The sequence below is a fragment of the Pannonibacter sp. Q-1 genome, assembly GCF_054073275.1.
Genome location: NZ_JBSXNB010000006.1, coordinates 129,827 through 143,819 on the forward strand (window position 1 = coordinate 129,827; position 13,993 = coordinate 143,819).

The window sequence follows — 13,993 nt, forward strand, 5'->3', positions numbered from 1 at the left end:
AAAAAGAGCTTACCTCATCTCAGCATGGTCAGGCCCGTGCAGCGTCTGAGCATTTCAAGGCGTGATGAACAGCATCAGACGCCTTGGGATGAGCTGGTCCCTCGACGTCAGGCAGCCGAACGCGCGACAACTCCGGCGATTTCGTCCACCACGTCATTGACCAGCGAGGCGTCATCCCCTTCCGCCATGACACGGATCAGAGGCTCTGTCCCGGACGGACGGATGACCAGCCGGCCGCTGCTGCCAAGGCGCTCACGCCCGGCATCTATGGCCGATTTGACCATGTCACTCTCCAGCGGCTTGCCGCTCTTGTAGCGCACGTTCTTCAGCACCTGCGGAACCGGCACGAACTTGGCACAGACCTCGGAGACCGGGCGGTCCTGCTCACGCACGCAGGCGAGAATCTGCAGGGCCGCAATCAGGCCATCGCCAGTGGTGGCGAAATCGGACAGTACGAGATGGCCGGACTGCTCGCCGCCGACGTTGAAGCCGTGTGCACGCATGTGCTCGACCACGTAGCGGTCACCCACCTTGGTGCGGGCCAGTTCCAGCCCGCGCGTGCCAAGGAAGCGCTCAAGCCCGAGATTGGACATGACCGTTGCCACGATACCCGGTCCCGTGAGCTTTCCGGCCGCATGCCAGCTCTCGGCAACGGTTGCCATCAGCTGATCGCCATCCACCACCTGACCGCGCTCATCGACGATGATCACCCGGTCCGCGTCACCATCCAGCGCAATGCCGATATCGGCCCGCACTTCATGCACCTTGCGCGCCAGCGCATCGGTGGAGGTGGAGCCACAGTCCTGGTTGATGTTGTAGCCGTCCGGATTGACGCCGATGGAGATGACTTCCGCGCCCAGCTCCCACAGCACCGCAGGCGCCACCTTGTAGGCCGCACCATTGGCGCAATCGACGACGATCCGCAGGCCTTCCAGGCTCATGTCGCGCGGCAGGGTGCGCTTGGCAAATTCGATGTAACGGTCGTGCACGCCGTCAATGCGCTTGGCCCGGCCCAGCTGATCGGCGCTGGCAAGGCGCGGCGTCAGGTCGCTGTCCACGAGACGCTCGATTTCGAGCTCGATCTCGTCGCTCAGCTTGAAGCCGTCCGGCCCGAAGAACTTGATGCCATTGTCGGCAAAGGGATTGTGCGACGCCGAAATCATGACGCCGAGATCTGCGCGCAGCGAGCGCGTCAGCATGGCGACGGCCGGCGTGGGCATCGGTCCGAGCAGGAACACTTCGAGGCCAACGGACGTAAAGCCCGCCACCATGGCATTCTCCAGCATGTAGCCGGACAGGCGCGTATCCTTGCCGATCACGACGCGGCTGCGGTGATGGCCATTGCGGAACATGAGGCCCGCCGCCATGGCGACCTTGAGTGCCACTTCCGCCGTCATCGGATGGGTGTTCGCCTTGCCGCGAATGCCGTCGGTTCCGAAATACTTGCGCATGGGTGAATCACTGCCTTTGCGATTGGTCTTGTGCGTCCCTCATACAGCGTTCCGCCGCAGAAGGCCGGTCAAAATTTGTGATCGACTGTTACGATGAAAAACGCCCGGCCTGTAAAGACCGGGCGTCAGGTTATCAAGAAGGAATGACAGCTCAGGCGAGTGGCTGCGGCTCCATGCCTGAGGGCGCACCGCCCTCCCCGCCGCGCTTGGCACCGGCGGAGGGAACTGCGGAGCTGCGGCCCACCGGCTGGTCATCATCCTCGTCACGAACCGGCGGCTTGCCTGCGAGCAGGTTCTTGATCTCTTCGCCCGACAGGGTTTCGTATTCGATCAGGCCCTTGGCGAGCGTTTCAAGATCGTCCGCACGTTCGGTCAGGATACGGCGGGCTTCGTTGAAGCCATCCTCCACGAACCGGCGCACTTCGGCGTCAATGATACGCGCGGTCTCTTCGGACACGTTCTGCTGGCGGGCAACGGAATGGCCGAGGAACACTTCTTCCTGGTTGTCGCCATAGGCCACCTTGCCGAGCTTGTCGGAATAGCCCCACTGGGTGACCATGGCACGGGCGAGACGGGTCGCCTGCTGAATGTCCGAGGAAGCGCCCGAAGTGACATTCTCAAGGCCGAAGATCAGCTCTTCCGCCACGCGCCCGCCCATGATGATCGCAAGGCGCGAGGTCATCTGGGTGTAGCTCATGGAGATTTCGTCACGCTCGGGCAGCTGCATCACCATGCCAAGCGCACGGCCACGCGGGATGATGGTTGCCTTGTGGACCGGATGCGCCTTCGGCACGCTGAGCGCGACAAGGGCGTGGCCAGCCTCATGATAGGCGGTGCAGCGCTTTTCCTCTTCGGTCATCACCAGCGTGCGGCGCTCGGCGCCCATCATCACCTTGTCCTTGGCGTCTTCGAACTCTGCCATGGTCACGAGGCGCTTGGAACGGCGGGCGGCCAGAAGGGCTGCCTCGTTGACGAGGTTCATCAGATCCGCACCGGAGAAGCCGGGGGTGCCACGGGCAAGAACCTTCACGTCCACATCCGGCGCCAGCGGCACCTTGCGCATGTGCACCTTGAGGATCTTCTCGCGGCCGGTCACATCCGGGTTCGGCACAACGATCTGGCGGTCGAAGCGGCCCGGGCGCAGCAGCGCCGGATCCAGAACGTCCGGACGGTTGGTCGCAGCGATGATGATGATGCCTTCGTTCGGCTCGAAACCATCCATCTCAACGAGGAGCTGGTTCAGCGTCTGCTCGCGCTCGTCATTGCCGCCGCCGAGACCCGCACCACGATGACGGCCGACCGCGTCAATTTCGTCAATGAAGATGATGCAAGGCGCGTTCTTCTTCGCCTGTTCGAACATGTCGCGCACACGGGATGCACCGACACCGACGAACATTTCGACGAAGTCCGAACCGGAGATGGTGAAGAACGGCACATTGGCCTCGCCTGCCACCGCGCGGGCGGTCAGGGTCTTGCCGGTACCCGGAGGGCCGACAAGCAGCACACCGCGCGGAATGCGGCCACCGAGACGCTGGAACTTCTGCGGATCACGCAGGAATTCCACGATTTCCTGGAGGTCTTCCTTGGCTTCATCGATGCCGGCCACGTCGTCAAAGGTCACGCGGCCATGGGCTTCGGTCAGCAGCTTGGCCTTGGACTTGCCAAAGCCCATCGCCTTGCCGCCGGCACCGCCCTGCATCTGGCGCATGAGGAAGATCCAGACGCCGAGGATGATGATCATCGGCAGCCAGGAAATCAGCGCGCCTGCAAGCGAGAAATTCTCTGAAGGCGGACGGGCCTTGATCAGCACGCCCTTGTTGCGCAGCTCGTCCACATATTGGGTGCCGCTGGGCGCATAGGTCTGGAACTGGCCGCCATTGGTGAAGTTGCCGGTGATCAGCTGATCCTGGATCGTTACATCACGAATCTCACCCTGATCCGCCTGGTTCAGGAACTGCGAGAACGGAATGTCATTGGACGCCGTTCTCTGGGAAGAGCCCTGAAACAGCTGGAACAACGCGATCAGCAGGAGCGCGATGATCACCCAGAGGGCAAGATTGCGGAAATTTGCGTTCATTTCGATCCCTTGTCCGCCATCAGGCGTCCATCAACGTCGAGGGGTTGCCGGCTACTGTCCCACAAGATAGGTCGGCATAGTGCCCCTGCCAAGGAGTAGCCGCAGTGTTGCGCGGATCAGCTCACTTTTTTGTTAAGCCCGCGCCGGTTTTCAGCAACATCAGCCTCCCTTAGGGCATGTTGCCTGCAGGTGCAATGACGCACCGCCCCGCACTCTTTGCACAGAGCGTCAATTATCCGGCATCATTGCGGACAGGATCTGATCTCCGGTGCGGCGCAGGACCAGTCCCGGCTCCCGCGGCAAGGCCCATGCAAGGCAGGCTGCGCCGTTTTTGCCGCCACCCTCAAGACGCATGACGGCCGGAAGACGGGCGAAAGCTGCAGTGGGGAAACCACTGGCCCTTGCAAGGGTGCGGACTTCCTCCCGCAGCGCTTCATCTTGCCGCAGCTGCGCCACGGGCATGATCCTGAGGCTCCCCTTAACATCCGGCTTGAGGCAGATGCGGTAACGCCCGTCCCAGTGGACGCATTGCCCCGGCAGGAGCTCCACCGCGGCCGGCAAGGAGCGGCCCGGTTCCGGCCAGAGCCGCATGCGCCCGCCCGCCGAAACATCAAACACCGCCCCCGCCAGCGTCACCCGCAACGGGCCACCGGCAAGAAGGCGGGCATCCAGCGCCTCCAGACGGTCCAGCCGAGGCGGCTGGAGACTGCCGCCCACATGCTGCGCCAGCCGGGCCAGAAGCCGCAGGCGCACCTCTTCGGGCAGCGGCGTCAGGCGCGCAAGGTCGAGACGGGCGAAGTCGGGCACATCACCGGCACAGGCGTCCTTCAGAAGAAGATCCACAGCCGCATCAATGGCCTGCGCAGCCCGCGCCATCCGGCGGATGGTGGAACTGATACGGGACGGATCAAACCCCTCAAGCAGCAGCCCGGCCTGAAGCTGGCGCAGGCGCACCCGCTTGTAGGCGGGATTGCTGTTGGAAGGATCATCCACCCAGGAGAGGCCACGAGCCACAAGGGAGGTCTTGAGGCGAGCTCCGGGAACCATCAGAAAAGGCCGCAGAAGACGCAGACCGAAGGGGCCGCCGGACTGATCCGCTGCCATCGCCGCCAGTCCGTAAACTCCGCTGCCGCGGGTCAGCCGGTCGAAGAATGTTTCGATCTGATCATCGAGATGATGCGCCAGCACCAGCGCCTCCACGCCGGACAGATCCATGGCATCGGCCATCAGCCGGTAGCGCGCCATGCGGGCTTCGGCCTGCAGATTGGTGAGGCCCTCCGGCGCCTGCCAGGTGAGAATTTTCGCGGGAATCTGCAGGGCTTCCGCCTGCTGCACGACAAACCGGACCTCGGCTGCAGCCTCCGGGCGCAGCCCATGATCAACGGTCAGAACCTGAAGCCCGGGCACTGGAAGGCCGGCAGAATGGCGCGCGCGGGCCCAGCCGGCGGTCAGATGGAGGAGCGCAAGAGAATCACCGCCTCCTGAGACGGCCAGCGCAAGCGACGAGAACCGCTCAAGCGGCGCCAGAAGACGCGCGGCCTCATCATCTGAGACCGGAAATGCGCTGGAAGCATCAGGAGCAGCGGGCACGCTGCTGTTCGGCGCGGGCCTGATCACGCACCGCCTTCGCCGCATTGGGATATTTCGTCAGAAGCTCGGCATAGGTCGCGCAGGCCGCGCCCGTCTCGCCAAGGCCCTTGAGGGAAAGACCCAGTTTCAGCAGGCTGTCGGGTGCTTTCGTGTTCTGCGGATGATCGGTATAGGTCTTCAGGAAAGCGTCCGCAGCACCGCGGAAATCCCCTTGCCCATAAAGGCTTTCCCCCAGCCAGTACTGCGCATTGGGCACCTGATCGCTCTGCGGATAGGCCTCAAGGAAGGAGCGGAAGCCCTGTTCGGCGGAGACGTAATCGCCCTGAAGCGCAAAATTATAGGCGTTGTCGTAATCGGTTCTGGGATCGCCGGTCATGCCGAGGCTCGCGATCTGGCCGGAGAACTCACCATTGCCGCTGTTGACGCCCGGCGGCGTGCCGCCCGGGGAGATTGGCTGCTGCTGCGGCTGGCCAAACTGGCCACGTGCCAGCGCCGACAGATCCAGCGGCCCGCTGCCGGAAGGCGCGCCCTCCTGATAGACCCCGTCCTGATAACCGCCACCGGCCGCGAACTCGGCATCACCCGAGCCCCCCGCCGCATTGCTGCCCGGAGCCATCTGCCCGAGAGTGCCCTCTGCGGGTGCCAGACCGGCACCCGCAGTTGCTGCATTGTTGTTCGCGTGCTGCGGCTGCTGAGCCGGCGCGGCAGGGCCCGCGTCAGAGCGCTTGCCCGGCTGCTTCTGCCCGCCTTCCAGCTGCTGGAAGCGGTACTCGTTGTCTTCCTGCATCCGGCGCAGCTGATCCTGCAACTCACGCAGCTGATAGCTCAACTGCTCCACCTGACCATTCAGGCGGCGCATCTGGTCTTCCACTTCGTTGAGGCGCACCTGCGCATCGTTACCGCCACCGCTGCCGAAAAGCTGCGCATTTGCGGACGGCACCGCTGATGCCATCATGCAAACGGCGGCCAGGGCCGCGAGAAGCGTCTTCCATTTCACCATGCTTTACCTCCGGTCTGCCTTCATGGCATCCGATGGATAGCACAGGGCGCGCTGACTTCGGCCAAAATTTGACGGAAACACCGTTCAACCACCAGTTCATATAAAAACAGGCGCGAAGGAAGCCTTCGCGCCTGTCAAATTCTTCACGGGCAGATCAGATCAGCTGCCGGCGCTGTTCAGAACGGTCACAGCGCGGCGGTTCTGGGACCAGCAGCTCTCGTCGTCACACACGGCCACCGGACGCTCCTTGCCATAGGAGATGGTGCGGATGCGCGAAGCCGAAACACCGCGCGAGACGAGGTAGTCGCGGGCAGCGTTTGCACGGCGGGCGCCCAGTGCAATGTTGTACTGACGGGTGCCGCGCTCATCCGCATGGCCTTCCATCGTGATGCTGTAGCGGCTGTAGCTGTTCAGCCACTGCGCCTGCTTGTCGAGGGTCGCCTGCGCCTGACCGCTCAGGGTCGACTGATCGTTTGAGAAGAACACGCGGTCGCCGACATTGACCACAAAGTCCTGGCTTGAGCCCGGGGTGGCGTTGGCGCTGCCATCAAGCCCGTCGGTATTGGTGTTGGAGCAGGCAGCCAAGGTCAGCGCAAAACCAATGACAGCCGCCATGCGCGCACCGCGCGCCATCATAGCCGTATTCAACATTCGATAACTCCTCGTCCCGCCGGATCCGGCAAGGTGAACGCATTCTCTACAACAGTGGTTAACAACCGGTTGGCGGCCAGCCCTATCATATAAGAAAGAGCCGGGCACCTCACGTTTTTCTGCGATTCCGGCTCTTCCACACAGGCGTGCCGCCGCCGGAGGCGGCAGCAGATGGCTTCAATCAGTCCAGCAGCGGCGACCAGGCCGGATCCGAGCCGAAGGCCGGAGTGGTGATGCGCTGCTCGTTGTAGCCGGTCAGATCCACGGTCCACACCTGCGGGCCGCCATTGGGGCCCGGCGTGTCGCGGAAGAACGTCAGCACCCGGCCGTTCGGCGCCCAGGCCGGACCTTCGTTATGGTAGCCTTCCGTCAGGATACGCTCACCGCTGCCGTCCGGACGCATCACGCCGATCATGAACCGTCCCTGGTTCTGCTTGGTGAAGGCAATCAGGTCCCCGCGCGGCGACCAGACCGGCGTCGAGTAGCGGCCCGGACCAAAGCTGATGCGCTGCGGATTGGAGCCGTCTGCGCCCATCACGTAAAGCTGCTGGGTGCCGCCCCGGTCGGATTCGAACACCACCTGGCGGCCATCCGGCGAAAAGGACGGGCTCGTGTCAATGGCCGGCGTATTGGTCAGACGGGTCGTGGCGCGCGAGCGCAGGTCCATGGTGAAGATATTGGCATTGCCGCCCTGCTGCAGGCTCATGATCACCCGCTGTCCGTCCGGCGAGAAACGCGGCGCAAAGGTCATGCCGGGGAAGTTGCCGACAATCTCGCGCTGACCGGTCTCGATATTGAGCAGGAAAACGCTCGGATCGGCCCCGGTGTAGGCCATATAGGTGATTTCCTGCGTCGTCGGCGAGAAGCGCGGCGTCAGCACCAGTTCATCGCCACGGGTCAGATACCGCAGGTTGGCGCCGTCCTGATCCATGATGGCCAGACGCTTGACGCGCTTCTGCTTCGGGCCGCTTTCATCGACGAAAACGATACGGGTATCGAAATAGCCCTTTTCACCGGTCAGGCGCTCATAGATGGCATCGGAAATGATATGGCCAAGGCGGCGCCAGTTCTCCGGCGTGGTGAAGAACTGCTGGCCCAGCATCTGCTGGCCGGCGAACACGTCCCACAGGCGGAACTCGGCGCGCAGCCGGCCATCCGGCTGGCGGGTGACGGAACCGGAAACGAGCGCCTGCGCCCCGATGGTGCGCCAGTCGCCAAAACGCGGGGTCGTCTGGGCGCTCACGTTCTTTTCGATGAAGCTGGCCGGGTCGAGCGGACGGAACAGGCCGGAGCGGCGCAGATTGTTGGAGATCACCTCCGTCAGCTGACGCGCCAGCTGGGCGTCACCGCCTTCAGGAGAGAAATCCGGCAGGGCGATCGGCATCGGCTCGATCGTGCCCTGCGTGATGTCGATTTCGATCAGGGCGCTGGCCGGCGCAATCATTGCCGCGCCAGACACCGAGATGGCGCAAACCGCCAGGGCCGCACGCAGGGCCGTGGCAAGGCGCCGTTTAATCTGGAAGGCTCTCATCTTCATCGAGGCTCCGGTTTTTCCTAAAGTCCACCAGTCCGTCATTGATGGACAAAATTGATGACAATCTCACGCCAGGCCCCGTATTTGGCCTCTGGCAACGAATAGGGCGCGCATCGCTGCACAGCCCGGATGGTGCTCTGGGCGAGCAACTGCCCATCCGCACCGTCTGCCGCCTCTACAACCTGCGGCGTTCCATCCAGTTCCCCGGACGGCGTTAATCTGAACCGCACCTTCACCTCGGCGCTGGTGCCAGCTTGCAGTTGAGGCGGCATCCAGCAGCGCTGGACCGCCTCCCGCAGGCCAGAGATTTCCTGTCCGGTCAGCGTCTGCGTGTCAGACGCCTTGGCCATCTGCGGCGCGGCAAGCGCACAAAGCAGCAATGCAGTCTGCATCAGGTACCTGCCCAGCCCGGAATGCCTCGCCCCGCCTGGCCGCCTCATGTGTCAGCCCCCCAGCATCTGGCTTGGGTCGAAGTTGATGATGACCTCACGCCAGGCATCATACTTCTCGGCCGGAAGCGTATAGGGCTGGCAGCGCATGACGGCGCGCACGGCACTGTCGGAAGCGGCCCGGAACGAGGGGTTGCCGCTCGAGTTGATCACCCGGGGAGACCCTTCCACTTCGCCAGCCATGCTCAGATTGAACTGCAGGCGCACGGCAAGATCCGAAGCTCCCGCAGCACCGACCGGCGGGTTCCAGCACCTTGCGATCTGGCCGCGCAGCGCATCCAGCTCCGACACCGTCATCTTGACGTTGTTGTTGCCCGTGCGGCTGCCCAGGGAGGCGGCCTCCGTGGCACCGGCGGTGCCGCCGCCGGAGGGATCAACCTTGTTCAGCAGCGCGCTGATCTCGTTCGGGTTGAACTTTTCGTCCTTCTTCGGCTGCTGCTGGGCGGTCTGCTGCTGCGGCTTCGGCGGCACTGGCTTGGAACGCGGGGTCACCTTCACCGGCTCGGACATAAGCGGCTTGGGCGCTTCCTCGGCAGGTGCAGCTTCTGCCACGGCCTGCTTGACAGGCTCCGGCTCGGCCTTCGGTGCAGGCTCCGCAGCCGGTTTGACCGGTGCGGGCTTCACCGGGGCAGGCTCTGGCGTTGGCGTGGGTGGCGGCGTCGATGACTCCTGCGCGGCAACAGACTGATTGGTCGGCCGGGGTGTCGGCGGCGTCTGCAGTTCGGTCTTCGCCTCCCCGGCCGTCTTGTCCGGCTCAGGCGCCTTCTTGTTGGCTTCCTTGGCGGTGGACTCGTTCGGCTGTTCCTTCAGCTCCGCGGTCTTTTCACCCTTGTGCAGCTGGGTGAATTCACCAATCGGCACCAGATCAACCGGCAGGGACTCCATCGGCTTGGTGTCAAACGGTTCCGCCCCCGGAAGCGCAACAAGCCCCCAGAGCACAAGAGCCATATGGCCCGAGACGGAAACGATCAAGCCTGTGCGCATGATGCGTCAGGTTCCCTATTCAGCAAGTGTCACAAGCCCAAGGCGCTTGAAGCCGGCAGCGTTGATCCGGCCCATGATCTGCATCATCGTGCCATAGGCCGCCGTCTGATCGCCCTTCACGAAGATCCGCTCCTCGTAGCCGTTTTCGGCAATGGCAGACAGTTTCGGCACCACCTCATCCAGCGCGATCTCGGTGTTCTGGATGAAGATCTTCCCATCCGCCGTCACGGAAATCGTGATCGGCTCATTGTCGCCCTGCAGGGGCTTGGCCGCCGTCTGCGGCAGATCCACCGGCACACCGGAGGTCATCAGCGGCGCGGCCACCATGAAAATGATCAGAAGCACCAGCATCACGTCCACGAAGGGAGTGATGTTGATTTCATTCATGGGCGTCGCACGGCGGCCGCCGCGTCTGCGCCGTCCTCCACCACCGCCGCCCGCTCCAACACTCATACCCATGGGTCAGATCCGTTCGTCAATCTGGCGGGACAGGATGGCCGAGAACTCGTCCGCAAAACCTTCCATGCGGGCGGAGAGCTTGGCCACATCCGTCTGCAGCTTGTTATAGGCAATAACCGCCGGAATTGCGGCAAGCAGGCCGAGAGCCGTTGCCAGCAGAGCTTCGGCGATACCCGGAGCCACGACGGCAAGCGAGGTGTTTTCGGACTGGGCGATGGACTGGAACGCCGTCATGATGCCCCAGACCGTTCCGAACAGGCCGATGAAGGGCGCAGCCGAACCAACCGTCGCCAGAACAAGCAGGCGTGATTCCAGGCGCTCCGTTTCACGCGCGATCGTCACGTCCATCACCCGGTCGATACGCTGCTGCAGGCTGGCCAGAGCCGGCCTTGCGCCTTCATGACTTCGTTTCCATTCGCGCATGGCCGCCACGAACAGGGCAGCCATGGAGTGATTGGCACGGCTCGACAGGGTCTTGTACAGCTCCTCGAGCGACTGGCCCGACCAGAATACAGTTTCAAACCGTGTCATCTGGCGCTTGGTACGGGTAAAAAGCATCGCCTTGTCAACGATGATCGCCCAGCACCAGACCGATGCGATGATCAGACCAAACATCACAAGCTTAACGACGATGTGGGCCTGCCAGAACAGGCCAATGAACGACATGTCGCCATGCGGGGCCGCCATGGTCGTCTGGGCGATTTCATTCATCTAAAAGGGACCTCTTGCCCGTGGAGTTGTCATCATGAGTTAAAAGCACACCAGGAAACCTGTCGTGTCCCGGCGGCTTCGGTTTCCTCCCGGACCTTTGGTCTTCCTGACCGCTGAATTTGGCAAAACTGGGACTGCGCAACACGCGCAATCTCCCCTAAACAAAAGGATTAAGGTTACTGCCCTGTTAATGACGTTGCGTCGCACAAATTGATTTGATCCCAAAGCCTCAAAAAGCTTCCGGAAAAGCCGCGCAAAGCCGGGTGGTGTTTCTTAATCCGGTTGCACCGGCAGCCTGGCTGCCAGCTCCGGCGGCAGACGCACCGGACGGCCGGAAGCCAGGATCACCGCAACGACGACCTGAGCCGAAACCAGCAGCGAACCGTCGCGCCAGATTTCCTGTTCCAGCACCAGGCGGGCGCCGCGCGCTTCGCTGAGGCGGGTGCGGACCTCAAGAAGATCATCGATACGGGCCGGCTTCACAAAGCGGATCACCATGTCGCGCACGGCGAAGACAATCGGCTGCCCGTGGCTGCCGTCGGCGAGCGCCGCATGATGCAAACCGCAAGCCCGCAGCAGTTCCGTCCGGCCGCGCTCGAAGAACCGGACATAGGACCCGTGATAAACGAGCCCGCTGAAATCCGTGTCCTCATAATAGATACGGACAGGAAGGACGTGCACACCTTCCACGATCCGGCCATCGGTGGTGCTGTCTTGCTGCGTCATGATGCCATCTGAACTCCCTGCCCGGCCGCATATGCGCGAAACGCCCGGCGCTTGCAAGCCCGCAATGGGCCGGCCAGCACCGGGCGTTCCGGATCCGTCTTCAGATGTTCTGAGGTCAGGCGGCCGCCACCTCGCGCAGGAAGCGTTCCACCGACCGGCGCAGCGTGTCGGCCTGCTGCTTCATGGTGAGCGTGGCTTCCTGCATGGCCGAGGCCGAGCCGGAGTTCTCGGAAATATCCGCATTGAGTGCAGCCACCGCATTGGCCACGGCCATGGTGCCATGCGCCGCCTCTGCCACATTGCGGGAAATCTCGCCCGTCGCCGAACCCTGCTCGCGCACGGCGCCGGCAATGGAGGCCGTGTAGGTGTTCACCTCTTCCATCGAATTGGTGACATCGGCGATCTCTTCAACGGCTTCTGCCGTGGAGTTCTGGATGGCGGAAATCTGGGCGGAAATTTCTTCCGTCGCCTTGGAGGTCTGGGTTGCCAGTTCCTTCACTTCCGCGGCCACGACCGCAAAGCCCCGTCCGGCCTCACCTGCACGCGCCGCCTCGATGGTGGCGTTGAGGGCGAGGAGGTTCGTCTGTTCGGCAATGGCGCGGATCAGGTCCACCACTTCACCGATCTTGTTTGCGGCATTGGCAAGCCCTGCAATCTTCTGGTTCGACGACTGGGCATTGGCCGTGGTGCGGCCGACAACATCCGCAGTCGTGGCAACCTGCCGGGCGATTTCAGCGATGGAGGCATTCAGTTCTTCCGTCGCACTGGCAACCGCCTGCACGTTGGAGGACGCATTCTCCGCATCACCGGCGGCCTGCGCCCCGCGATGGGAGGCTGTGTCGGAACGGCTGCTCAGAATGACCGATGTTTCCTCCACGCGGACGAGATTGCTCTCCACCTCCGCCAGCAGCGCCTGCGCCTCTTCCCGGAATCCTGCAATCAGGCCGTCAATGTGCTTCTCGCGCTGCTCGCGGGCCACATGTCCGGCGCGGCGCTCCTCGGCCAGCCGTTCGCGCTCAAGCGAGTTCTCCTTGAAGACCTCGATGCAACGGGCCATCTGGCCGATTTCATCGCCCCGTTCCAGAGCATTGATGGCCACCGAAAGATCGCCATCCGCAATCTGGCGGGCCGTGACGGACAGGGACTGCAGCGGCGCAAACATGCGGCTGGTCAGCCACCACATGACGGCAACGATCGGCAGCAGGCAGGCAATGCCCGCGATGACCGCACCCCAGGTGATCTGACGCGCTGCCGCGTTCAGTTCTGCGCTTTCGACGGCGGCGCCGACACCAAACGGCTTGTCGACGCTCAGACCATCCGTCACGGTGTAGCGGTAGGCATTGCCGCCCAGCGTCACCAGGCCATCGCCGGAGCGGATGGCATCAAAGCGGAAAGCCTGCGGCGCCTTATCGCCATCGAACACAGCGACATTTCCGGCCGCATCCACAAGCAGGGCAAGTTCCGTCTCGCCAATGCCGCCCTTTGCGGAGATCAGACCCGCCAGCTTGGTCATGTCGACCGTGTAGCCGATGACGCCGAAGAACCGGTCATGCGAGAAGACGGGGGTTGCCAGCGTCAGGCGCACACTGCCGTCCGGCGCAACGAGGAAGCCCGAGGACGTGACCCTTGGCAACGCCGTCTCTGTCCTGTCCGGGATATCGAGAATGGCTTTTGCCGCCGCCGTCAGCGGGCCACCCTGCAGTTCGGGTGAACTGAGGTTGCGGGCGAACTCCTCCCCCTTCATGTAGCTGTAGATGACATTGCCATCGAGATCGATGAGCTGAATGTCCTTGAACAGCCCCTGATCCACGAAGGAGCCAATAGCCATGTGGATGGGCTTGTGGTTGTTTGCGTAGAAATTGCCTGCGCTCGATTCCACCAGCAAATGCCGCTCGTCCGGTCCATGCGGGTTGTCATCGATAAAGGTCTTGCGGAGCTGTTCGGTCTGATTTTCCTTCAGCACCTTCCAGCCGGCGGTCATTTTCATGACCGCATCCTTGGCATCGGACACCGATGCAAAGAAGCGGGCGGCATCGACACGCTGCTCGAGGGCAAGTTCCAGCGTGCGGTATTTACCGAGTGTTGCGCTTGAAAGTGCCTTGCTCGCCTGACTGTCGGCTACGTCCCCCGCGAGCCGTGCCGTGACAATGACAATGGCAAGGCACATAATGGCTGCACCGGCGAAAAACATCGCGGCAACCTTGTTGGACAAGCGGTTACGGATCATATGGGGTTCCTCCCTGAACTGGGAGGATCGTGAGCATACTTCCCCAAAAAAGCCTTAATCAGCGCCGGAAATAAGATACAAGGCGCCGAAATACTAACTTAATGAACACTTTTGATTGCAGTTTCTGGCAATGC

12 protein-coding genes are annotated in these 13,993 nt (G+C 62.8%); all 12 read right to left on the minus strand.

All coding sequences use genetic code 11. From position 1 onward, the window contains the following. Positions 1–107 precede the first annotated feature (107 nt). The 12 genes from glmM to ACVNHC_RS17725 all read right to left on the minus strand — a co-directional run bounded on the left by glmM (position 108) and on the right by ACVNHC_RS17725 (position 13,859). Complete coding sequence (gene glmM, locus ACVNHC_RS17670; RefSeq protein ID WP_457168387.1) at positions 108–1,451, minus strand: phosphoglucosamine mutase; 1,344 nt, start codon at positions 1,449–1,451, stop codon at positions 108–110. A gap of 151 nt (positions 1,452–1,602) precedes the next feature. Then, complete coding sequence (ftsH, locus tag ACVNHC_RS17675) at positions 1,603–3,528, minus strand: ATP-dependent zinc metalloprotease FtsH (protein ID WP_050472484.1); 1,926 nt, start codon at positions 3,526–3,528, stop codon at positions 1,603–1,605. A gap of 228 nt (positions 3,529–3,756) precedes the next feature. Continuing rightward, on the minus strand, positions 3,757–5,163 hold the full coding sequence (gene tilS, locus ACVNHC_RS17680) for a tRNA lysidine(34) synthetase TilS (protein ID WP_457168390.1): 1,407 nt from the start codon (positions 5,161–5,163) through the stop codon (positions 3,757–3,759). Further along, the gene (ybgF, locus tag ACVNHC_RS17685) at positions 5,102–6,118 is read right to left on the minus strand and encodes a tol-pal system protein YbgF (protein WP_050472482.1); all 1,017 of its coding nucleotides are present in this window, start codon (positions 6,116–6,118) and stop codon (positions 5,102–5,104) included. The genes tilS and ybgF overlap by 62 nt, the downstream gene beginning before the upstream one ends. Positions 6,119–6,277: 159 nt before the next feature. Continuing rightward, entirely contained in the window at positions 6,278–6,769 is a 492-nt protein-coding gene (pal, locus tag ACVNHC_RS17690; protein ID WP_050472481.1) for a peptidoglycan-associated lipoprotein Pal, read from the minus strand. Between the two features lie 181 nt (positions 6,770–6,950). Further along, entirely contained in the window at positions 6,951–8,306 is a 1,356-nt protein-coding gene (tolB, locus tag ACVNHC_RS17695; protein WP_050472480.1) for a Tol-Pal system beta propeller repeat protein TolB, read from the minus strand. A gap of 35 nt (positions 8,307–8,341) precedes the next feature. Beyond that, on the minus strand, positions 8,342–8,695 hold the full coding sequence (locus ACVNHC_RS17700; protein ID WP_457168393.1) for a hypothetical protein: 354 nt from the start codon (positions 8,693–8,695) through the stop codon (positions 8,342–8,344). Positions 8,696–8,746: 51 nt separating this feature from the next. After that, entirely contained in the window at positions 8,747–9,736 is a 990-nt protein-coding gene (locus ACVNHC_RS17705; RefSeq protein ID WP_050472478.1) for a cell envelope biogenesis protein TolA, read from the minus strand. Positions 9,737–9,751: 15 nt separating this feature from the next. Continuing rightward, complete coding sequence (tolR, locus tag ACVNHC_RS17710; protein ID WP_058898788.1) at positions 9,752–10,195, minus strand: protein TolR; 444 nt, start codon at positions 10,193–10,195, stop codon at positions 9,752–9,754. 3 nt (positions 10,196–10,198) lie between these two features. Further along, positions 10,199–10,906: a protein TolQ gene (gene tolQ / locus ACVNHC_RS17715; protein WP_050472476.1), complete on the minus strand. Its 708-nt coding sequence runs from the start codon at positions 10,904–10,906 to the stop codon at positions 10,199–10,201. Between the two features lie 273 nt (positions 10,907–11,179). Further along, positions 11,180–11,632, minus strand: coding sequence for a tol-pal system-associated acyl-CoA thioesterase (ybgC, locus tag ACVNHC_RS17720; protein ID WP_186391775.1), 453 nt, complete (start codon positions 11,630–11,632; stop codon positions 11,180–11,182). Positions 11,633–11,747: 115 nt separating this feature from the next. Further along, positions 11,748–13,859: a methyl-accepting chemotaxis protein gene (locus ACVNHC_RS17725; protein WP_457168396.1), complete on the minus strand. Its 2,112-nt coding sequence runs from the start codon at positions 13,857–13,859 to the stop codon at positions 11,748–11,750. Between the last annotated feature and the right edge of the window lie 134 nt (positions 13,860–13,993).